The organism is Spiroplasma endosymbiont of Colias croceus (assembly GCF_964020095.1).
In the GTDB taxonomy this organism is placed as follows: domain Bacteria; phylum Bacillota_I; class Bacilli_A; order Mycoplasmatales; family VBWQ01; genus Spiroplasma_E.
The window spans coordinates 2,197,905-2,220,909 of record NZ_OZ026536.1; the positions used below are offsets into that span (position 1 = coordinate 2,197,905).

The 23,005-nt window shown below is 20.9% G+C and carries 28 protein-coding genes; 17 read left to right on the forward strand and 11 right to left on the reverse strand.

Translation table 4 applies throughout. The features are described from left to right. The first annotated feature begins 41 nt into the window (after positions 1-41). The 11 genes from AACL24_RS13830 to AACL24_RS13880 all read left to right on the forward strand — a co-directional run bounded on the left by AACL24_RS13830 (position 42) and on the right by AACL24_RS13880 (position 10,320). On the forward strand, positions 42-365 hold the full coding sequence (locus AACL24_RS13830) for a hypothetical protein (RefSeq protein WP_339047444.1): 324 nt from the start codon (positions 42-44) through the stop codon (positions 363-365). Positions 366-381: 16 nt separating this feature from the next. After that, on the forward strand, positions 382-546 hold the full coding sequence (locus tag AACL24_RS13835; protein ID WP_339047446.1) for a hypothetical protein: 165 nt from the start codon (positions 382-384) through the stop codon (positions 544-546). A 39-nt stretch (positions 547-585) separates the two neighbouring features. Then, positions 586-774, forward strand: coding sequence for a hypothetical protein (locus AACL24_RS13840; RefSeq protein ID WP_339047448.1), 189 nt, complete (start codon positions 586-588; stop codon positions 772-774). After that, complete coding sequence (locus AACL24_RS13845; protein ID WP_339047450.1) at positions 746-961, forward strand: hypothetical protein; 216 nt, start codon at positions 746-748, stop codon at positions 959-961. Before AACL24_RS13840 ends, AACL24_RS13845 begins: the two co-directional genes overlap by 29 nt. A 17-nt stretch (positions 962-978) precedes the next feature. Then, positions 979-1,353 (forward strand): hypothetical protein, encoded by a 375-nt coding sequence (locus tag AACL24_RS13850; protein WP_339047452.1) that lies wholly within the window; start codon positions 979-981, stop codon positions 1,351-1,353. An 18-nt stretch (positions 1,354-1,371) separates the two neighbouring features. After that, positions 1,372-2,553 carry a hypothetical protein gene (locus AACL24_RS13855; protein WP_339047454.1) on the forward strand — a complete coding sequence of 394 codons (1,182 nt, stop codon included), beginning with the start codon at positions 1,372-1,374 and terminating at the stop codon, positions 2,551-2,553. A 14-nt stretch (positions 2,554-2,567) separates the two neighbouring features. Then, positions 2,568-3,437 (forward strand): hypothetical protein, encoded by an 870-nt coding sequence (locus AACL24_RS13860; protein ID WP_339047456.1) that lies wholly within the window; start codon positions 2,568-2,570, stop codon positions 3,435-3,437. 306 nt (positions 3,438-3,743) lie between these two features. Next, positions 3,744-4,286, forward strand: coding sequence for a hypothetical protein (locus AACL24_RS13865; RefSeq protein WP_339047458.1), 543 nt, complete (start codon positions 3,744-3,746; stop codon positions 4,284-4,286). 243 nt (positions 4,287-4,529) lie between these two features. Further along, positions 4,530-6,956 carry a hypothetical protein gene (locus AACL24_RS13870; protein ID WP_339047460.1) on the forward strand — a complete coding sequence of 809 codons (2,427 nt, stop codon included), beginning with the start codon at positions 4,530-4,532 and terminating at the stop codon, positions 6,954-6,956. Positions 6,957-7,100: 144 nt separating this feature from the next. Further along, complete coding sequence (locus AACL24_RS13875; RefSeq protein WP_339047462.1) at positions 7,101-8,117, forward strand: hypothetical protein; 1,017 nt, start codon at positions 7,101-7,103, stop codon at positions 8,115-8,117. 175 nt (positions 8,118-8,292) lie between these two features. After that, complete coding sequence (locus tag AACL24_RS13880) at positions 8,293-10,320, forward strand: hypothetical protein (RefSeq protein WP_339047464.1); 2,028 nt, start codon at positions 8,293-8,295, stop codon at positions 10,318-10,320. Positions 10,321-10,417: 97 nt separating this feature from the next. Here the strand turns inward: AACL24_RS13880 and AACL24_RS13885 are convergent, their stop codons facing one another. Both AACL24_RS13885 and AACL24_RS13890 read right to left on the reverse strand, forming a co-directional pair. Next, positions 10,418-10,597: a hypothetical protein gene (locus AACL24_RS13885; RefSeq protein WP_339047466.1), complete on the reverse strand. Its 180-nt coding sequence runs from the start codon at positions 10,595-10,597 to the stop codon at positions 10,418-10,420. A 24-nt stretch (positions 10,598-10,621) separates the two neighbouring features. Then, complete coding sequence (locus AACL24_RS13890; protein ID WP_339047468.1) at positions 10,622-10,828, reverse strand: hypothetical protein; 207 nt, start codon at positions 10,826-10,828, stop codon at positions 10,622-10,624. A gap of 476 nt (positions 10,829-11,304) precedes the next feature. On the opposite strand from AACL24_RS13890, the gene AACL24_RS13895 reads away from it, so the two are divergent. The 3 genes from AACL24_RS13895 (at position 11,305) to AACL24_RS13905 (ending at position 12,907) form a co-directional block, all read left to right on the forward strand. After that, a complete protein-coding gene (locus AACL24_RS13895; protein ID WP_339045912.1) occupies positions 11,305-11,727 on the forward strand; it encodes a transposase family protein in 423 nt (140 codons plus the stop codon). Between the two features lie 23 nt (positions 11,728-11,750). Beyond that, on the forward strand, positions 11,751-12,158 hold the full coding sequence (locus AACL24_RS13900; protein ID WP_339045908.1) for a transposase family protein: 408 nt from the start codon (positions 11,751-11,753) through the stop codon (positions 12,156-12,158). Between the two features lie 230 nt (positions 12,159-12,388). Next, positions 12,389-12,907: a UPF0236 family transposase-like protein gene (locus AACL24_RS13905; RefSeq protein ID WP_339049460.1), complete on the forward strand. Its 519-nt coding sequence runs from the start codon at positions 12,389-12,391 to the stop codon at positions 12,905-12,907. A gap of 229 nt (positions 12,908-13,136) precedes the next feature. On the opposite strand, the gene AACL24_RS13910 is transcribed toward AACL24_RS13905, so the two are convergent. Beyond that, on the reverse strand, positions 13,137-13,457 hold the full coding sequence (locus AACL24_RS13910) for a hypothetical protein (RefSeq protein ID WP_339047470.1): 321 nt from the start codon (positions 13,455-13,457) through the stop codon (positions 13,137-13,139). Positions 13,458-13,708: 251 nt separating this feature from the next. Here AACL24_RS13910 and AACL24_RS13915 point away from each other — a divergent pair, with 251 nt between their 5' ends. Next, the gene (locus AACL24_RS13915; RefSeq protein ID WP_339045912.1) at positions 13,709-14,131 is read left to right on the forward strand and encodes a transposase family protein; all 423 of its coding nucleotides are present in this window, start codon (positions 13,709-13,711) and stop codon (positions 14,129-14,131) included. 23 nt (positions 14,132-14,154) lie between these two features. Beyond that, positions 14,155-14,562: a transposase family protein gene (locus AACL24_RS13920; protein WP_339045908.1), complete on the forward strand. Its 408-nt coding sequence runs from the start codon at positions 14,155-14,157 to the stop codon at positions 14,560-14,562. A gap of 173 nt (positions 14,563-14,735) precedes the next feature. On the opposite strand, the gene AACL24_RS13925 is transcribed toward AACL24_RS13920, so the two are convergent. The 5 genes from AACL24_RS13925 to AACL24_RS13945 all read right to left on the reverse strand — a co-directional run bounded on the left by AACL24_RS13925 (position 14,736) and on the right by AACL24_RS13945 (position 16,589). Continuing rightward, entirely contained in the window at positions 14,736-14,894 is a 159-nt protein-coding gene (locus AACL24_RS13925; RefSeq protein ID WP_339047472.1) for a hypothetical protein, read from the reverse strand. A 501-nt stretch (positions 14,895-15,395) separates the two neighbouring features. Further along, entirely contained in the window at positions 15,396-15,803 is a 408-nt protein-coding gene (locus AACL24_RS13930) for a transposase family protein (protein ID WP_339045908.1), read from the reverse strand. A gap of 23 nt (positions 15,804-15,826) precedes the next feature. Further along, the gene (locus AACL24_RS13935) at positions 15,827-16,042 is read right to left on the reverse strand and encodes a hypothetical protein (protein ID WP_339047170.1); all 216 of its coding nucleotides are present in this window, start codon (positions 16,040-16,042) and stop codon (positions 15,827-15,829) included. 18 nt (positions 16,043-16,060) lie between these two features. Beyond that, entirely contained in the window at positions 16,061-16,249 is a 189-nt protein-coding gene (locus tag AACL24_RS13940; protein ID WP_339047474.1) for a hypothetical protein, read from the reverse strand. Positions 16,250-16,289: 40 nt separating this feature from the next. Next, entirely contained in the window at positions 16,290-16,589 is a 300-nt protein-coding gene (locus AACL24_RS13945) for a hypothetical protein (protein WP_339047476.1), read from the reverse strand. A gap of 365 nt (positions 16,590-16,954) precedes the next feature. Here AACL24_RS13945 and AACL24_RS13950 point away from each other — a divergent pair, with 365 nt between their 5' ends. Continuing rightward, positions 16,955-17,401 (forward strand): hypothetical protein, encoded by a 447-nt coding sequence (locus tag AACL24_RS13950; RefSeq protein WP_339047478.1) that lies wholly within the window; start codon positions 16,955-16,957, stop codon positions 17,399-17,401. Positions 17,402-17,494: 93 nt separating this feature from the next. On the opposite strand, the gene AACL24_RS13955 is transcribed toward AACL24_RS13950, so the two are convergent. The 3 genes from AACL24_RS13955 to AACL24_RS13965 all read right to left on the reverse strand — a co-directional run bounded on the left by AACL24_RS13955 (position 17,495) and on the right by AACL24_RS13965 (position 23,004). Further along, entirely contained in the window at positions 17,495-19,606 is a 2,112-nt protein-coding gene (locus AACL24_RS13955) for a hypothetical protein (RefSeq protein ID WP_339047480.1), read from the reverse strand. Further along, positions 19,557-20,798, reverse strand: coding sequence for a hypothetical protein (locus tag AACL24_RS13960; RefSeq protein ID WP_339047482.1), 1,242 nt, complete (start codon positions 20,796-20,798; stop codon positions 19,557-19,559). Before AACL24_RS13960 ends, AACL24_RS13955 begins: the two co-directional genes overlap by 50 nt. A 145-nt stretch (positions 20,799-20,943) precedes the next feature. Further along, entirely contained in the window at positions 20,944-23,004 is a 2,061-nt protein-coding gene (locus AACL24_RS13965; RefSeq protein ID WP_339047484.1) for a hypothetical protein, read from the reverse strand. Between the last annotated feature and the right edge of the window lies 1 nt (position 23,005).

Here is a 23,005-nt window from a genome sequence, read left to right on the forward strand (position 1 = left end):
TAATACCTAATAAATTTGAAAAAATAAGAAAAATTTGTAATATGGCTACTGGTGGTTGTTTAATTTCAAGTGGTGTTGCAATGGGGATAAATAATGATTTTAATAATGCTTATGCAGTACCTACCATAATTGCTGGTGCAAGTGAAATTATCCATAATTTATTACCTATGGAAACTACAAATCATATTCAAGAAATTCAAGAAACATCATTTAATGATGAAACTACAAGATTAATTAATGACAATAGATTTACTATTAATAGTGAAACTGCAAGTCAATATTATGGTAGTGATAATATGAACGAAGTACCATTAAATCATGATAATGCTTCATTAAATTGAGATTATAATCACATGAATTTATAAAGGAGGTGAATAATTTATGAATAAAGAAAAATTAATTAATTATCTTGAAAATGAATTTAATAAAGAACTTAAAAATGATATTAGTGATAAAAATGAAATAGATATTAGTAATAATAATTGTAATCTTATATTTATATCACAATTACAAGAAAAAATAAAAAAAGGAGAATTTGATGAATAATCAAAAATAAACAATAAATAGTTGAAAGGAAAATTTGAAATGAAAGATTTTTTACATGAATTAATAATTATTGGAACAAGTGTTGGAACATTAATTTGCAGAGAAATTATTGTTTTATTAAAAAGATTTATCACAACTCCAAAACATGTTAGAGCAAATAACAAAATTATCAAACATCAAAAAAAATTAGCAAAATTAAATGAAAAGATTAATAAAGGAGAAAAATAATATGACAAAAATTGAATTTAATGAAAAATATAGAAAACAAGATATCAGTATTGATAGAGATTTTGATTTACATATTGATAATTGTTTTAAATTTTCTGATATTGATACATTAGAAAATGCAGTTAAAGATTATAAAAAACTAATAAGTGAAATGCCACAATTAGTTAAAGATTGATTATTGGGATAAGATTAGGAGAATGTTAAATGTTAGAAAATGAAAATAATGTTCAACAAACAACTGAACCTTTAACTGAAAATAATGTTCAACAAGAAATAGAAAATAAAGTTAATGAAGCAGAAAATAAGTTAAATAAACTTAATCAAGAAATTAAAGAAAAAGAAATAATTAATATATTTAAAAAATATCAAGTTAAAACTGAATTTTATGATTTTTTAAAATTTAAAACAAGTAATATAGAAAATTCAAAAATTGAAGAAACTATTAAAAAAATCATTAAAGAACAACCAGTATTTAAAGAAACAATTAATACAGGTGGCAAACCACAAACAATAATAACAAATCAATCAAATTCAATAAAAAGCACTTTATTAGATTATAAAAAGAAAAATAATTTATAACAGAAAGGAAAATAAAAAATGGCAGTACCATTCAATAAAAATTTAGATAATACCGAAAAATTAGTAGAAGCACCAGAATTTATAGAATTTTATAAACAATCAAATTCACCATGAGCAAGTTTTTTTCCTATTGAAATGGTTAATTCTACAAAAATTGAATTTATAGTTAAAAAACCAAAAAATCCAGAAATGAAAATACTAAAATGAAATGATAAAAGCAAAGGATTAGATGTTAGTTATGCTGAAACTATTAAAATTTTAAAAGAAATTAAAGAAGAAGCAGTTGCAGGTGAAATAATTGCTAATGTTGATTTAAATGCTGAAAATGGACAAAATTTATTAAATACAATGCAATATGAAGTTGCTAATGATTTAGCAGATTATTTAGCAAATAATGATACAAATGTAATTGCAAAATATGCAACTAAAGTAGATATTACTGATAAGTCACCAGTAGGATATTTAAAATCAATGTTAGATGCTTGAAATACTTTATTTCAATTAAGAAATAGTAATAATTGTCGTTTTTTTATTACTAATAATCTTTATGATAATATTGTTTATTTAGCTAATAATAAAGGTTTAATTACTGATAATCAGATTGCACAACAATTAAGATTAAATGGAAATGACTTATATATTAAAGGTGTGCTGTGTCAAATTGTAATGGATGATTATATGACTTTTACTGATAATAATGAAACTAAAATTATGTCTTTTGTTTTAGCTACACCAAGAGCAATGAAAAGATATATGTTACAAAATACAGTTGTATATGTTCAAGATATTGCTGATGGTAAAGTTGGAAGAAGATATTTAGTTGGTGGAGAAGTAACTGGTGAATCAATACCATATATAACAGATGAAGAAACAACTTCACGCTGAATGTTATGTGCAATTATTAATAATGATAAAATTGATTTGAAAACTAAAATTACAATTTTAACAACTGATATTACTGCAAATGTTAATAACAATAATAGTGAATTAAATACACAAATAAAAAGTACTAATGAACTTAAATCATTAAATCCAAATTTAACAAATCCAGCTATTAAATATTTTAGTGATGCACAAGGAAAAACTAATGTAAGTAATCAAAAACAAAAAGCAGGTGACTTATATATAACTATTACTGCAAATGTTAATGACTTAAATTATAAAGGAACAACAAATCCAATTAAAATAACTCTTAAATAAAGGAAATTAATACCATGCCAATCGGTACAACTAGTACAGCAATACTATTAAATATAAATAAACCAAAACATACTAGAATAAGTAAACAACAAGAAAATAAAAGTTTTTGATGAGAAATTTTAGAAATGATTGGTGTACAAGTTATAGCAGTAGCACTTGCTCCTTTTACTGGTGGGTTAAGTGAAAGTATAGCACTTGGATTAGGTGCAAGTGATTTAGTTGCTAGTATTAGTGCTGTTGGTGTAGAATTTTTAACTGATTTTACTATTAATCAAGTTTATGATTATTTAAAAGGAAATGTAACAAAGTTAAATACTTTCTTTAATATACTACCTGCATTTGCTGGACTTAATAAAATTAGTCGTGGTTATCGTACTACTAAATTTATTAAACTAGCAGAAAAAACTAAAACATTAGAACAAGTTGGAATTAAAGAAGTAAAAAACTTACAAGAAATTATTAGTCAAGTAAGTGGAAAAGAAATTTTAACAGATAAAATTATTGGTAATAAACGTTATTTAATGAATTATAGTTTTACTCCTAATCGTGAAACAGTATTACGAGATTTAGGTTATGTTGCTGAAAGACAATATAAGAATAATTTTCAAAAATTAGAAGCACAAGAATTAAAAGATTATTTATTATTACAAAATACATTAATAAAATTAAGTCCACAATTAACTCCTAAATTTAAAATCAAAGATATTGAAAAAGCAAATAACTTTTTAAAAAAATTTAATACTGATTTAAAAAAAGTACTATCTATGAACCAACATGATTGATTAAATTTAGTTCATACAATACATTCAGAAAATAGATATGGAAAAACTTTAATTTTAGATTTACAAAAAATTCGTGCTAATTCTATTAAATTTAATTTTTAAAATAATGTTATTCATCAACTTGTTTTAAAAGCAAATCAAAGTTTTAAATATTTTGATATTAGATTTTATTTAAAAAAAGGTTTAAATAAATTTTGAAAAGATACACCATATTTTGAAAAAATAAGAGAAAGTATATATAAATTACAAGAAAAATTTGAAAAGTTAGAAAAACAAGCATTTGAAAAAATTAATAAATTAAAAGAAAAAGCAACTGATTTATTTACTAGTGCAGAAAAAAGAGCAATTAAACATGCACAATTAATTCCATTAAATTCACCAGTATTTATGGGTTGTAAAATTCAACCTTTGTCATTAGATAAATGTGCAATTACTATTTATCATCGCAATCCTAAATATAAACCAATTACAGTTGTTGATAGTATTCTTAAAGCAAAAACTTTTGTTACTCAAATACATCCATTTCATTGATATCGTTGATATAGTGGTTGATACATTGGTTATGGTATTAATCGTAATAAATGATTAAAAGCAATAGCATTTGCTCCACCAGTGGTGCAACAAGTAATTAGAGATAGTTTTAAAGTATATAGAGAAATATTTAGAACTATTAGAACTTATCATAAAGTAGTAAATGTTATTAATAATCCTATTGAAAATATTAACAAATCATTTAAAAATGTTGGTTTAAAATTTTCAGTAAATACTTTATTTGGTACAGGATTATTACATCATTTAGAAAAATTTGCATATAGTCAAGTTATAGCAAAAAGTAAGAAAAAATTAAAAAAAGGTAAAAATAAAATACAAAAAGAAATTGAGCATATAACACATAAAAAAACAAAAAAACATACTCATCATTATAAACAAGCATTTTTTAAGGAATGATAAATTATGATTAATAAACTTTGAACTGGTGTCAGTCTAGAAAATTATAATAACTAATATCCATTAACTGGAAAAATTACAGAAACTCCACAGCAATACATACAAACATGACCTAATGTTAATGATTGATTTAAAACTTTTGCTATTCGTGCGCAAAATGATATTAATGCTTATCTTGATTTTATTTTATCTAAATTTCCTTTTGATAGTTTTAAAGATGAATTAATTAAAGAAACATTAAGAGATATGGTTTATGTTATGATTGAACATTGAGTATTTAATCGTACACCAATTGAATTTAATGTTGATGCAACTATTCAATTTAATAATGGTAGTCAATTTAGTGCAAATAGTACTCCTACAATTAATGTTTGAGATTTAGCACCTAGTAGAATGAAAATATGAGCAAGATTAACAGAATTAAAACAAGTATTTTCAAGTTATAATGATGATGAAATAGATGTTGAAAAAATTGACTTAAAAGCATTTTATACTAGAAATCAAGTTGATGAATTAATAAAAGAACAAAAAGAATTTACATTATTAAAACAAATGAAATTATATGATGATTTAGTTGATGATAATGAAAATGAAATATATAGAGGTCCTGTTAGTAAATTTATTAATAAAGGTTATGTTGCAACAGATTATGATAAAGAAACTGAAACAATGATTTTAGATTGACCTGATGAAATTGGTACATTACCACCCGAAGCATTACAAAATAATCCACAAATTGGTGATTATACACATGCACCAACTGCTGATTTTTCTGCTAAACAACAAAAACGAATTACTACAAATGAAAATAATATTAAATTATTAGAAACTAAAGTTGATAATAATATCAAATCAATAGAAAATAAAATTGAGATTAATAAACAAAATATTGATGATATTAAAAATAACTGATTTAATATTGAAACTAGTCCATTATGAAAAGAGATATCTAATGAACTTTCAACTGATAATTTAAATAAAGAAATATTAGTAATATGAGGTTATATTTATGAGAGTGATATTTATAAATATAAATATACTAGAAAATCTATATTTAAATTAAATGAAGAATATTCAATAAAATCATATACTCTATTAGATACTTTTTATTCAGATGAAACTAATAATATTAGATTATATTTAACTTGCAGTAATTATAAAATTCGTGCTAGTGCTACACCCCGGACATATTATTCAGGATTTATTTCTAAAATATATCAATATCAAGGAACTGGAACACCAACTGAATTTATAACAGAAGAAAGTACTGAACGTGATTATTACACAAAAATAGAAACTAATAATTTATTAGATAAAAAACAAGATAAATTAATTGCTGGTGAAAATATTAAAATTGAAAATAATGTTATTAGTGCTACTAGTAGTGATGGTGAATCATTATGAGAAGTTAACAAAGATAATCCTAATTTTATTAATTCAAAAGATGATAAAGGTATTAGTGCTAATGATAAAAGAATTATTGATGTTGGTACACCTACTTTTGAAACTGATGCTACTACAAAAGAATATGTTGATAATTTATTAGATAAAAAACAAGAAAAATTAACAGCAGGTACTAATATTATTATTGATGAAGATAATGTTATTAGTAGTTCTGGTAGTGAAATTGACTTAAGTGATTATTATAAAAAAGAAGAAGTAGATAAAAAATTAGAAGATACAAAAGCACAATTTCCTATTGCATTTCAAATAAATACTATTAGTCAAGAAATTCCTAATTTAGAAACTACTAATAAAACAGTTACTGGTGGTATTAATGAATTAAAAGAAAAAATAGAAACAGGTTTTAAATATATTGTACATGATTTTGATTTAGTAACAGAAGAATTAAAAAAAATAGATAAAAAAATTATTAATAATAGTAATATTTGAGAAGAAGTTGGTCATAGATTAAATAATTATACTTGAGTCTATTTTATATTAGAACCGTTTACAAATTATAGAGTATTTTATATATATAATGATAATGATGATAAAACAAATCCTATAAAAAAGAAATTAGAATTTTCTACTAATGAAGCCATACAAGATGGAATATTTATACTTGATAATATAAAAAAAATTAATGAACTATATATTACTCTAAAATTAGATATAAAACCTCTTATTTTTAATACAATATTTTTTGAAAATTGTAATAATGATAATTGTTATATTTTCACATTAGAGAAATTAAAAAAAACTAAAATAAATAATTATAAAATAATTAGTAATACATTAGATATTACTTCACCAAATAAAATTAATATGGAAAAACCAATAAAAATTATTTCAAATAGTTTAGAAACACATGAACTTGAAGAAAATTATTGAAAGATTGAATATAATATTCCTCCAACACCATATATTCCTCAATGACAAGAAGTAGGAATAAGAGAAAAAAATAAATGAGATAATTGACAAATTACTTATAATTTTCAAGAGAATAAACATTATAGAGTTTATTATTCTTGAAGTATATATAATCCAGTTTATACTATTCAAGAATTTATTATAACGGATAACAAAATTGCTGGTGTACAAATACAAACCTTTAATGATAGTGCTAATATAGTAATTTTATCAGTTCAACATGCTAAATTGATTACTATTTATACTGGCAAAGGTAATTTAAAAGGTAATGTATGAAAATTAGAAGAATTACAGGAATAATATTATGTTTTTTAAAATTATAAAAATTATTTTAGGTTTAATAGGAGTAATTTTATCATCAGCAACAGCAGGTTTAATTATATTTATCATTGTAAAAATAATATTAAAAATTAATCAAATATTTTAAAAAAGGTGGTGAATATTATGTTAAATCCATTTAAGAGAAAAGAAAAAAGTAATATTAGTGATAATCAAAATGAAAAAGTAAAATTTTTAACTAATAAAAATAAAAGTACTCATGCTTCAATTTTAAATTATTTTGGTTTTAATGATTTTAACCATGAAACTTATTTTACTGATTTTGTAGCAGAAAATAATGCTAATTTATATAATGCGCCATTAGATATTAATAATGAAACTATTAAACAATATTTAATTCAACAAGAATTTTATAGAAAAAATTGAAATTCTATTTTTAAATTAAGCAAATTAGGAATTAGTGGTTATTTAATTTATATTGCTAATGACGACTTATATTTTCAAGTAGTAGATATACAACAAAGAGTTTATGATATTACTGGTAAATTAATTCAATGTACTATTTTTTATGATAACTATGAACAAAATGCACAAATTGTAAGATTATTTGAAATTTATACATTAAATAATGAACAAGTAACTATTAATCGTGCAATTTATAGTATTAGTGATAATAAAAAACAATTTCCATTAGATTTCAAAACATATAGTAATAATTCAAATTTAGAACAAGAACAAATACTAAATATTAATTATATACCAATATCAATTATGCGAAATAAAGCAAATGAGTTAGCAGATTGTAATAAAGTAATGGATAAGATTAAAGCATTAGATGTTATTTATGAACAAATTGTTTTAGATACCATTTTAAATTCACCTAAATTTATATTTAGTCAAACTTATGGTAATGTTCAATCAATATTAGAAGAAGCAGTAAGAACATTAGTTAATAAAAATTACATATTTAAAAGTGGCGGAGATAATAATGAACAAAACGAAAATATCAATATGACAAATAGTAATTTTAAAGGTAAAAATTTAACTGATATATATGATTGAAATGTTAATGAAATATTTAAACGTTGTGGTATTCATATACCAAGTCAAAAGAAATCTGCACAACAATCAGTTCCCGAAAGTACAGCTGTAAATATTTCAACCATTAATTATATTGAATAAAAATTATGGCAATTTAATATTGATATTCTTAAATTTATTCAAATATTAGTACGTTTAGATAAAGATTTATTAAATAGTAAAACATTTAATATTAATGATGAACAAGAAATTAATAATTTAACAGTGAGATTAAAATTATTTAATCCCGAAAATAATCAATTAATAGGAGAGAACAATGGACAATCAAAACAACAAACAACAGACCAAATTTCCACAGAAACAAACTAAACTTAATCAAGCAGAAGTAGAAAATGATTATTTAATTGATAATATTCCTTATGACTTTACTAATATGATGAGAGCAACTAGTGACCCAGATATTAATAGAGCATATGATGAATTTAAAAAAAGAACAATTTATATTTATGAAATTGAACGTTTATTTAAAAATAATGAAAATAATACTTTAAAATTTTCAGCAAATACTATTAAAATTGGTTTTATTGATATTGATAAAGTATTAAAAACTACTGCTGTTGAAACATCAGACTTTACTATGCAATTAAATCAAAGAGCAAGTACTAATATTAATGATAATACTATTGAATATAGTATGACTGATATTAAAAATTTAATTTTTCAAGAAATTAATTTATTAAATCAATTTAAATTATATGCTGTATCTATTAATGAACCATTAACTGAAAATAATATTGATAATTTATATATCATTAATAATTATTCACAACCTTATCAAAATCCAAAAACAAGAAGTACTAAAAGTATTACTATTATTAAAATTAAAGATTTTAAAACAAGAGATGGTTATCCAATTATTATTAAATTACAAAAACCATTAGATAAAGATACCAAAGTTATTGGTTTAAAAATTAAAGCCCCTAGAAGCATGATTTTTGGCAATATAAAGGTACTTGGTGAAGTTGACAATATGGAAGTATACCCAAAGTTATTTGTCAAGGATAAGATAGCATTTCCGCTATTATCAATGCCTATTGAAACTCAACCAAAAGTTAGAATATTACAACAATGATTTAGTGAACAAATATTACCTTGAAATTTAGCAAAACAATTTATAGGACAAGAAAAATCAGTATTAGATTTAATTGCTATTGGTGGTGGAACTGAAACAAGAAAAGAAATTATTAATAATGCCAGAGTAACAAATGCTAAAATTGGTTATGATGTTACTAAAAATTCAAAAGTATGACCCTTATCTGATGAACTAGAATTAAAAGATACAAAATTAGAGTCATGATTTTTAGCAGGTAACTATAATTTATTTATTTCTACAACAAATAAATTTCACGATGTTGAATTAGAAATAAAAGATAGACCACCAATTGATAGTTTACAAAAAGTAGTATTAGATATGCTAACTTATACATATACTTACAATAGAAATTTTGATGGTGCATCGTTAAGTAATGTTTTAAAAGAAATGAATGATTTAGATAAAATGCGTGCTAAATTTGAGGGACAAAAACCAAATGAAGTTATTACTAATTTATTTAAACAATGAGAATTAGATTATCCTAACTATACAAATTTATCACAAGTTAAAATATTAAAACAAATACTTATAATGCTATCAAAAAATATTTATTCAACCATGTCTATTAATAATGGTTTAAACGATGACTATAAATTATTATTGCCTTATTATTTTGAATTAAAATCAAATCCTATACATTCTACACCCGATAAGGTTTGAGAATTTAAAGATATAAAAGTAGTATTAAAATCTGCATATTTTGATTTTACAGATATCAATAATATTAAACTAAAAAACAATGACATTAGTCAAAATGAATTATTGAAATTAGATGATAATCAATTTAACTGACTATCCATAACTAATGAATTAGAAAGCAATAATATACCATCATTAATTCCGGCAGATTGAACACTAGGTAATGGTGAGTATGGTAAATATTTTACACGATTAGTAATTGATAAAAATAAATTAGAAAGTTTTTTAAATTTATATGGTTCAAATAAATATCAATTATTTTCTAAATTAGAATTTTATAAAGAAATTTCACAAATTGATAATAATAATGATTTTGAATTACAAATTGAAAATCCGATTAATAATTTAAATCGTATAGAAGTTAGTGGTATTTTTGGTGCTGGTAATTATGATTTAATTTTAGTAACAGATAAACAAGAAATAAATTTAAAAAATATTAATTTATTTGATAAATATAATGAAAATATTTCTTATATAAATTTAGAGATTTAATTATCAAAATATCCATCTGGATAAATACCATCTCATTTTACTGCGTCATCAGTTAATTTATTTGATGCTCAGTAAAGAGTAATTTTATGTTTATTACTTACTGCTCTTGCTCAAATAGTTGGCCCCCCCAGTGCGCTTCATGGTCGTAATCAAAAAAATATGTTAATTGATTAGTTTTATTATATGAAACTATTCCTAAGATTAAACCAGTAAAACCAGTTATTACAGCAAATGATAATGCTATTTTTTGAAAATTTGTTTTTATTCATGTTTTCATATTAAATTTCTCCTTTTTTATTAATTATTTTTTTAATGAGTAATTATGTTCTTCTATAATATTATTTATTTTATTTTTTATTTCTTGTTCAAGTTCAATAATGTCATCTAATATTTTAATTTCTCATTTTTCAAAAAAAGATTTATTATTTAAATTATTATCAACAATATTATTTTTATACTTTTTTGTAATTATTTTTGGTTTAAATTTGTTTTTTCTTTTTTTTGACATTTTCTTCTCCTTTTTTCTTAATTTTACTTATAAATTGTACTTATTTTTGATTATTTTTACAAGTATGCTTTTAAATGCAAAATAACGCCTAAATTAAAGGCGTTTATTTTATAATACCTATACTATTAATTGTATTGAAATTGTTTATTATATTTTAAATATGAAAGTGGTTTTTTAAATATTTTTGATTTAATTTTAAATTACACTTATATATGTATATAATAAACAAGTAAATTAATTTTTTAAAAATATTTACAATAAATTTAGATTTTTTTAAAATAGTTAGGAGAAGTAAATGTGAATTTTAATTATAAATGAACTTATAAAGAACAATATCCTAAAATTGATAAATTAATTTTAGAACATATAACAAAAGACATATTCCGTAATTAAATTTTTTAAAAGTCAATTAATAATTTTAAAATTTATTTTATAATTTTGTTATTAACAATAAATTTAGAAAAGTGTTGATAAAAATGATTTTTGAAAATTTAAAAAAATTAAAAAATGAAGAATTTTATAGATATTTTGGTATAAAACGTTTTCATTTTAATGAAATGTTAGAAAAATTAATTGAAATAGAAAAATTAGAAAAAAATAAAGGTCGAAAAAATAAACTTTCAGTAGAAGAAAGATTAATGATGACTTTATTATACTGAAAAGAATATTATACTTTTTTTCAAATGAGTATTAAATCTAAAATGAGCCCATCAAGTTGTTTTCGAAATATTACTTGAGTAGAAAATAAACTTAGTAACCACAAAGATTACCAATTTTTAAAAGAAAGATATAAATTAAAAATTGATAAAAAACAAGAAAATTCAAATGAATTTCAATTTTATTTAATTGATTCAACTGAGATTGAAATTGAAAGACCAACTAAAAAAAACTACAGTTAGAATATTTTTCTGGTAAAAGTTGAATGTATTCTATAAAATTTCAAATTGTATATGATTTTTTTAATAAAAAAATTGTTGATATTTTTGCTGATAATGGTAAAGTGCATGATTTTCAAATATTAAAAAATTCAAATCTTGAATTTTCAGAAAAAACAATAATTATTGGTGATTTAGGATATCAAGGTATACAAAATATTTATAAAAATACAATAATACCAATTAAAAGAACTAAAAATAAAAAATTAACTAAACAAGAAAGAAAATACAATAAGATTGTATCTAAAATTAGAATTAAAGTTGAACATGTCTTTGCTTGATTGAAAAGATTCAAAATTTTAGTAAATAAATGTAGAAAATCTAAATTTAGACTTATGTACTTAAGATTTAACTTACTTTGTGAAATTTTTAATAAAATAAAACCATTAAAATAAAAAAAATATTAAAAATATTTTTTTAAAATTTAAATTTTTATCGAGTTAATATAAAAATATTATTAACAATTTTTTGTTTAAAATGTAAACTCATTTTTTAAACTATTTTTTCAAAAAATATTTATTTCTATATTCAATAACACTAAATAGTTTTAAAACAATTTTATTGACAATTAATTAAATTTAATTACGGAATATGTCCAAAGAAATGAGAAAAGTGAGATTGAAGAATAAAAAATACAAGAGATAAAAAGAAATATAAAATTGTTGATTTTCAATATCGAACAAGAAAAACAATGTATGGATTAGTAACTTATAAAAGAAGAATTTATGAATATTTTGATGAAAAATTACAAAAATTAGTTCGTGTTTGTTTAGTTGATGAAAAAATGGAACTTCCAAAATATAAAAGAATTTGTGAAGATATCGAAGATACTATTATTGAAAATTTTGCTGATGGAAAAAGATATCGTGATATTTGTGCGATTTGTAAAAAAGCAGGTATTAGTGTTAGTAGCGTTCATAGAGTTTTTAAAAATTTAGAAGTAATTGAAGCAAATCCAGTAAAAGTAAAATTAGAAAAAAATCAACCTATTTTTGTAGCAATTGATGATGGACATCGAAAGTTTTGAGATTTTAAACGTAAAGGTATAAAACACTCTATGAGATTAATAACAACATATACAGATAATATTAATCATAAAGTACAAAATAAAAGGGGAGATTGTCAAAAATCCGGAATAAATTAATTCATATAGTCTTATTATTATGTTAGACAAGAAATAATTTGGAATTTTATGAAATTGTATTTAAATAATATAATTTTTTTAACTTAAATGCAACTAAAATGATTATTTTTAAAAATTACTAAAAAATTAAAAAATAAATTTAATATTTATACACAACAAAAATTCTTATTAAAACACATTTAATAAGTTTTATTCTATTTTGATTTTTAAAAAAAAGTTAAATTTTAATTTATAATAATTGCATCTCTGTATTTATTTTATTACATTTAAAAATAACCATTTTAATATAAATTGAAATATTATAAGTTCTATTACCAAGCATTTCTTTTAAAACATGTCAAATATTAGTTTCAGTAAAGCAACCAATATTTCATTTTGCACCTTGATTTTCAATACCTTGTTTATTATTTTTAAAATATTTTTTCTTTAATTTTTTATGATTATCTAATTCTTTATATAAATAATCAATTAATTGTTCATATTGACCATTATTAATTAAATTTTTACAGTAATTATATTCTTTTAAATATTTTCCTTTATTTCCCGCCATTATTCCAAGATATAATGTTCTAATTAAATGGAATTTATCTAAAACAAACTGTGCACCTAAATAATCTGCTACATCTTTAATTCATCCTGCACTATCACCACAAATAATTATTTTTGCTTGTTCAACATTTTCATAAAATTTTTGACAATAGACATATTCCGTAATTAAATTTTTTAAAAGTCAATTAATAATTTTAAAATTTATTTTATAATTTTGTTATTAACAATAAATTTAGAAAAGTGTTGATAAAAATGATTTTTGAAAATTTAAAAAAATTAAAAAATGAAGAATTTTATAGATATTTTGGTATAAAACGTTTTCATTTTAATGAAATGTTAGAAAAATTAATTGAAATAGAAAAATTAGAAAAAAATAAAGGTCGAAAAAATAAACTTTCAGTAGAAGAAAGATTAATGATGACTTTATTATACTGAAAAGAATATTATACTTTTTTTCAAATGAGTATTAAATCTAAAATGAGCCCATCAAGTTGTTTTCGAAATATTACTTGAGTAGAAAATAAACTTAGTAACCACAAAGATTACCAATTTTTAAAAGAAAGATATAAATTAAAAATTGATAAAAAACAAGAAAATTCAAATGAATTTCAATTTTATTTAATTGATTCAACTGAGATTGAAATTGAAAGACCAACTAAAAAAAACTACAGTTAGAATATTTTTCTGGTAAAAGTTGAATGTATTCTATAAAATTTCAAATTGTATATGATTTTTTTAATAAAAAAATTGTTGATATTTTTGCTGATAATGGTAAAGTGCATGATTTTCAAATATTAAAAAATTCAAATCTTGAATTTTCAGAAAAAACAATAATTATTGGTGATTTAGGATATCAAGGTATACAAAATATTTATAAAAATACAATAATACCAATTAAAAGAACTAAAAATAAAAAATTAACTAAACAAGAAAGAAAATACAATAAGATTGTATCTAAAATTAGAATTAAAGTTGAACATGTCTTTGCTTGATTGAAAAGATTCAAAATTTTAGTAAATAAATGTAGAAAATCTAAATTTAGACTTATGTACTTAAGATTTAACTTACTTTGTGAAATTTTTAATAAAATAAAACCATTAAAATAAAAAAAATATTAAAAATATTTTTTTAAAATTTAAATTTTTATCGAGTTAATATAAAAATATTATTAACAATTTTTTGTTTAAAATGTAAACTCATTTTTTAAACTATTTTTTCAAAAAATATTTATTTCTATATTCAATAACACTAAATAGTTTTAAAACAATTTTATTGACAATTAATTAAATTTAATTACGGAATATGTCCAATGTTCTTTAACAAATTCAGCAGTTTTTTTAACTCCAATTGCTGTTCTTGTTGGTCTTATAATTGCTTTTACTCTTTTATTTTGTACTTTGTGATTAATATTATCTGTATATGTTGTTATTAATCTCATAGAGTGTTTTATACCTTTACGTTTAAAATTTCAAAATTTTCGATGACCGTCATCAATTGCTACAAAAATAGGTTGATTTTTTTCTAGTTTTACTTTTACTGGATTTGCTTCAATTACTTCTAAATTTTTAAAAACTCTATGAATAGTACTAACACTAATACCTGCTTTTTTACAAATAGCACAAATATCATGATATCTTTTTCCATCAGCAAAATATTGAATAATAGTTTGTTCAACATCTTCACCAATTCTTTTATATTTAGGTAATTCTAGTCATTCATCAACTAAACAAATACGAAGGACATATTCCGTAATTAAATTTAATTAATTGTCAATAAAATTGTTTTAAAACTATTTAGTGTTATTGAATATAGAAATAAATATTTTTTGAAAAAATAGTTTAAAAAATGAGTTTACATTTTAAACAAAAAATTGTTAATAATATTTTTATATTAACTCGATAAAAATTTAAATTTTAAAAAAATATTTTTAATATTTTTTTTATTTTAATGGTTTTATTTTATTAAAAATTTCACAAAGTAAGTTAAATCTTAAGTACATAAGTCTAAATTTAGATTTTCTACATTTATTTACTAAAATTTTGAATCTTTTCAATCAAGCAAAGACATGTTCAACTTTAATTCTAATTTTAGATACAATCTTATTGTATTTTCTTTCTTGTTTAGTTAATTTTTTATTTTTAGTTCTTTTAATTGGTATTATTGTATTTTTATAAATATTTTGTATACCTTGATATCCTAAATCACCAATAATTATTGTTTTTTCTGAAAATTCAAGATTTGAATTTTTTAATATTTGAAAATCATGCACTTTACCATTATCAGCAAAAATATCAACAATTTTTTTATTAAAAAAATCATATACAATTTGAAATTTTATAGAATACATTCAACTTTTACCAGAAAAATATTCTAACTGTAGTTTTTTTTAGTTGGTCTTTCAATTTCAATCTCAGTTGAATCAATTAAATAAAATTGAAATTCATTTGAATTTTCTTGTTTTTTATCAATTTTTAATTTATATCTTTCTTTTAAAAATTGGTAATCTTTGTGGTTACTAAGTTTATTTTCTACTCAAGTAATATTTCGAAAACAACTTGATGGGCTCATTTTAGATTTAATACTCATTTGAAAAAAAGTATAATATTATTTTCAGTATAATAAAGTCATCATTAATCTTTCTTCTACTGAAAGTTTATTTTTTCGACCTTTATTTTTTTCTAATTTTTCTATTTCAATTAATTTTTCTAACATTTCATTAAAATGAAAACGTTTTATACCAAAATATCTATAAAATTCTTCATTTTTTAATTTTTTTAAATTTTCAAAAATCATTTTTATCAACACTTTTCTAAATTTATTGTTAATAACAAAATTATAAAATAAATTTTAAAATTATTAATTGACTTTTAAAAAATTTAATTACGGAATATGTCTGAACTAATTTTTGTAATTTTTCATCAAAATATTCATAAATTCTTCTTTTATAAGTTACCATTCCATATAATGTTTTTCTAGTTCGATATTGATAATCAACAATTTTATATTTCTTTTTATCTCTTGTTTTAAATATTCTTCAATCTCGTTTTTCTCATTTATTTGTTATATGTTCTAAAACTAATTTATCAATTTTTGCACTTTCTTCTCTAAAATTTCATTTATAATTAAAATTCACATTTACTTCTCCTAACTATTTTAAAAAAATCTAAATTTATTGTAAATATATTTAAAAAATTAATTTACTTAATTATTATATAAATATATAAGTGTTATTTTAAATAAAATAAAAAATATTTTAAAAAATGCTTTCATATTTAAAATATAATAAACAATTTCAATATAATTAATAGTATAGGTCTCACAAAATAACGCCTTTAATTTAGGCGTTATTTTGCATTTAAAAGCATACTTGTAAAAATAATCAAAAATAAGTACAATTAAATAATAAAATGTTATGAAAAAGGGAATAAGATATGATAAATAGAGAAAAAGAGTTAAAAAGTATAAATAAACTGAAATCTTTAAAAAAGATTTTACAAAATGAATGTTATTTGTCAAAGTAAAAATTGTAATAACAAATGAAGTAATATTGTATTATTAGATTTAAAATCAAAAACATTTAGTCTTTTTCTTTGTGAAAATCATGCAATTAATTTAGAACATGAATTATTACCAAAATGATTAAAAACTTCTGAAAAATTGGGAAAAAATAAAAAGTTAAAAAAGGAGATTAAAATGCAAGATAGTAAAGAGATATTAAAAAATATTCAAAATGAAGTTGAACAACAACAAGAAAAAATAAACTCTAAAATAAAAAAATGAATAAAAAGAAATTTCTATAAAATAACAACTATTATAGCATTAATTTTTGCATGTATTGCCTTAGGTTTTGCATGTAAAGACGGAAGACAAAAATTAAGTTTTTATTTAAAACCAGACCATACTGCAGTATTTGGGGGGGACTATATGAGAACATCGTTATGATAAAAGTACAGTTTCATTTTATTTTGCAAATAATAAAAAAGATAAAACAGATATAAAATGAGATGGTAAGTATCCTACTGGATATTTTTGATGAGATTAAAATTCAACATTAATATATGATATTGTTTCATCATTATTATTAAATAATGAAATATTATTAATGTTTATAATTTTATTTTCTATTTCTAATAAAATATCATAATTTCCAGCACCAAAAATACCTGAGATTTCTATTTTATGTAAATTAGAAATTTCTTTTTCTATATTGAATTTAACTGTATCATTAAAATAATTTTTTTGAACAAAATTAAATCAATCTCAACTTGAAAAATATTGTTTTTGACTATTAAATAATTTTAATAATTCTAAAACATTATTAATTATACTTTTAACCATATACTTTCCATATTCACCATTACTTAAACTCATATCTTGTGGTAATAATGAAGGTATATTATTATTTTCTAGTTCATTAGTTAATGATAATCAATTAAATTGATTATTACTTAGTTTAAATCATTCATTTTGATTAATATTTTTGTTTTTTATTTTAATATTATTAAGGTCAGTAAAATCAAAATACTCAGATTTTAAAACAACATAAACATTTTCAAAATTTCATCTATCATGAGTTGATTTTCTTGTTGGTTTTGATTTTATTTCAAAATAATAGGGTAACAATAATTTATAATCATCATCTAAACCTTTATTTATTGATAAGTAAGAAAGTATATAATTTGATAACATCATAACTACTTGCTTAAATTTTTTTATTTTTGGATTATTAATAAAATCTGGATTATCTAATTTTCATTGTTCAAATAAATTAGTAATAACATCATGTGGTTTTTGGTTTTCAAATTCATTTCTTAATTTTGTAATATCTGGTAAATCATCATGTTTTTCGTCATATTTAGGGTCATAACCTTTAAAATTCGCTTGATAATTATAAGTATAACTTAACATGTCCATTAATAATTTTCCTAATGTTGTAAGTGGTTTAACTTTATCATAAGTTAATAATACACTATCAATATTATTAATTTTTCAATGAGTTTGTACCGTTTTACCTTGTGACATTTTTACTTTTTGGTTTTTACTTCCTCCAACTCCAACTTTATTAACTCCACTTTGTCAATCATTATATGCTAATATGTAATCACTTTCATTTTCTTTAGAAAACATAAAATATTGTTCTTTTTGAATATTATCTATTTGTTTGTCTTCATTAGTAGTTATAGTTTCAACATTTTTAAACTCAATTTTTTTAACATGTTTAAATTCTTGTGCTGGTCGATTAGGTATAATTTCACCAATATCTAAATATTCTAAAATAGAATTTTGATTAATGAAATTTTTAGCAATATTTCACTCTAAAATTTGGTCACTAAATCATTGTTGTAAAATATTAACTTTTGGTTGAGTTTGAATTGGTAAAGCATATAATGGAAATAATTGGTTATCATCAGCAATTAATAAATTTGGTGATACTTTTAATCCATCAATTTCACCATTTACTTTTATATTGCCAAATAACATTGTTTTAGGAAATTTTAAAGTTATACTTTTAACCTTGGTATCTTTTTCTAATGGTTTTTGTAATTTAATAATGATTGGATAACCATCTCTTGTTTTAAAGTCTTTAATTTTTATAATAGTTATACTTTTAGTACTTCTTGTTTTTGGATTTTGATAAGGTTGTGAATAATTATTAATGATATATAAATTATCAATATTATTTTCAGTTAATGGTTCATTGATAGATACAGCATATAACTTAAATTGATTTAATAAATTTATTTCTTGAAATATTAACTTTTTAATATCAGTCATACTATATTCAATTGTATTGTCATTAATATTAGTACTTGCTCTTTGATTTAATTGCATAGTAAAATCAGATGTTTCAACAGCAGTAGTTTTTAACACTTTATCAATATCAATAAATCCAATTTTAATAGTATTTGCTGAAAATTTTAAACTATTATTTTCATTATTTTTAAATAAACGTTCAATTTCATAAATATATATTGTTCTTTTTTTAAATTCATCGTATGCTCTATTAATATCTGGGTCACTAGTAGCACTCATCATATTAGTAAAATCATAAGGAATATTATCAATTAAATAATCATTTTCTACTTCTGCTTGATTAAGTTTAGTTTGTTTCTGTGGAAACTTCGTTTGTGGTTTGTTGTTGTTTTCCATTGTTTTCTCCTATTAATTGGTTATTTTCGGGATTAAATAATTTTAATTTAACTGTTAAATTATTAATTTCTTGTTCATCATTAATATTAAATGTTTTACTATTTAATAAATCTTTATCTAAACGTACTAATATTTGAATAAATTTAAGAATATCAATATTAAATTGCCATAATTTTTGTTCAATATAATTAATGGTTGAAATATTTACAGCTGTACTTTCTAGAACTGATTGTTGTGCAGATTTCTTTTGACTTGGTATATGAATACCACAACGTTTAAATATTTCATTAACATTTCAATCATATATATCAGTTAAATTTTTACCTTTAAAATTACTATTTGTCATATTGATATTTTCGTTTTGTTCATTATTATCTCCACCACTTTTAAATATGTAATTTTTAGTAACTAATGTTCTTACTGCTTCTTCTAATGTTGATTGAACATTACCATAAGTTTGACTAAATATAAATTTAGGTGAATTTAAAATGCTATCTAAAACAATTTGCTCATAAATAACATCTAATGCTTTAATTTTATCCATTACTTTATCACAATCTGCTAACTCATTTGCTTTATTTCGCATAATTGCTATTGGTATATAATTAATATTTAGTGTTTGTTCTTGTAATAGATTAGGATTATTAATAAATGATTTAAAATCTAATGGAAATTGTTTTTTATTATCACTAATACTATAAATTGCACGATTAATTGTTACTTCTTCATTGTTTAATGTATAAACTTCAAATAGTCTTACTGTTTGTGCATTTTGTTCATAGTTATCATAAAAAATAGTACATTGAATTAATTTACCAGTAATATCATAAACTCTTTGTTGAATATCTACTACTTGAAAATATAAGTCATCATTAGCAATATAAATTAAATAACCACTAATTCCTAATTTACTTAATTTAAAAATAGAATTTCAATTTTTTCTATAAAATTCTTGTTGAATTAAGTATTGTTTAATAGTTTCATTATTAATATCTAATGGAGCATTATATAAATTAGCATTATTTTCTGCTACAAAATCAGTGAAATAAGTTTCATGATTAAAATCATTAAAACCAAAATAATTTAAAATAGAAGCATGAGTACTTTTATTTTTATTGGTTAAAAATTTTACTTTTTCATTTTGATTATCACTAATATTTGTTTTATCTTTTCTTTTAAATAAACTTAACATAATATTCACCACCTTTCTTTAAAATATTTGATTAATTTTTAATATAATTTTTACAATAATAAATATAATTAAACCAACAGTTGCAGATGATAGAATTACTCCAATTAAAGCTAAAATAATTTTTATAATTTTAAAAAACATAATCTTATTCCTGTAATTCTTCTAATTTTCATACATTACCTTTTAAATTACCTTTTACAGTATAAATAGTAATCAATTTTGCATGTTGAACTGATAAAATTACTATATTAGCACTATCATTAAAGGTTTGTATTTGTACACCAGCAATTTTTTTATTAGTTATAATAAATTCTTGAATAGTATAAACTGGATTATATATACTTCAAGAATAATAAACTCTATAATGTTTATTCTCTTCAAAATCATAAGTAATTTGTCAATAATCTCATTTATTTTTTTCTCTTGTTCCTACTTCTTTTCAATTATTTATAGTTGGAGTTGGTTGTGGTTGTTTTTCTAATATTTCATTAATTGCTTGTAATATTTTTTTATTTTGAGTTTTTAATATTTTATATTCATTATTTTCTAATAAATCCCTACAAAGTAATGAATTTTCTTCATCATTTAATAAAATTTCATTTGTTTCAGTATTATATTTAAAATAATCATTTGAAAATTTTTTGTCTTTTATTTTTTCTTTTAATTCATTAACAGCCCCAGCAATAGTTTTATTAGTAGTTTCTAAATTAGGAATTTCTTGACCAATAGCATTCATAGAAAAAGCAATTGGAAATAATGCTTTTGTATCTTCTAATTTTTTATCTATTTCTTCTTTTTTATAATAATCAGTTAAATCAGTAGAACCACCAATAGCACTAATTTTATTATTTTCATCAATCTTAATATTTTCACCAGCAATTAATTTATTTTGTTTTTTATCTAATAAATTATTAGTTTCTAGTTTTGTATAATAATCACGTTCAGTATTTTCTTCTGCTATAAATTCAGTTGGTGTATCTATTCCTTGATATTGATATATTTTAGAAATAAATCCTGAATAATATGTTCCGGGTGTAGCACTAGCGCGAATTTTATAATTAACGCAAGTTAAATATAATCTAATATTATTAGTTTCATCTGAATAAAAAGTATCTAATAGAGTATATGATTTTATTGCAGATTCTTCATCTAATTTAAATATAGATTTTCTAGTATATTTATATTTATAAATATTACTCTCATAAATATAACCTCATATTACTAATATTTCTTTATTTAAATTATCAGTTGAAAGTTCATTAGATATCTCTTTTCATAATGGACTAGTTTCAATATTAAATCAGTTATTTTTAATATCATCAATATTTTGTTTATTAATCTCAATTTTATTTTCTAATAATTTGATATTATTATCAACTTTAGTTTCTAATAATTTAATACTATTTTCATTTGTAGTAATTCTTTTTTGTTGTTTAGCAGAAAAATCACAAGTTGGTGCATGTGTATAATCCCCAATTTGTGGATTATTTTGTAATGCGTCAGGTGGTAATGTACCAATTTCATCAGGTCAATCTAAAATCATAGTTTCAGTTTCTTTATCATAATCTGTTGCTACATAACCCTTATTAATAAAATTTGTAACAGGACCCCTATATATTTCATTTTCATTATCATCAACTAAATCATCATATAATTTCATTTGTTTTGATAATGTAAATTCTTTTTGTTCTTTAATTAATTCATCAACTTGATTTCTAGTATAAAATGCTTTTAAGTCAATTTTTTCAACATCTATTTCATCATCATTATAACTTGAAAATATTTGTTTTAATTCTGTTAATCTTGCTCATATTTTCATTCTAGTAGGTGCTAAATCTCAAACATTAATTGTTGGAATACTACTTGCACTAAATTGATTACCATTATTAAATTGAATAGTTGCATCAACATTAAATTCAATTGGTGTACGATTAAATACTCAATGTTCAACCATTACATAAACCATATCTCTTAATGTTTCTTTAATTAATTCATCTTTAAAACTATCAAAAGGAAATTTAGATAAAATAAAATCAAGATAGGCATTAATATCATTTTGCGCACGTATTCCAAATGTTTTAAATCAATCATTAACATTTGGTCATGTTTTTATATATTGCTGTGGTGTTTCTGTAATTTTTCCAGTTAATGGATATCAGTTATTATAATTTTCAAGACTGACACCAGTTCAAAGTTTATTAATCATA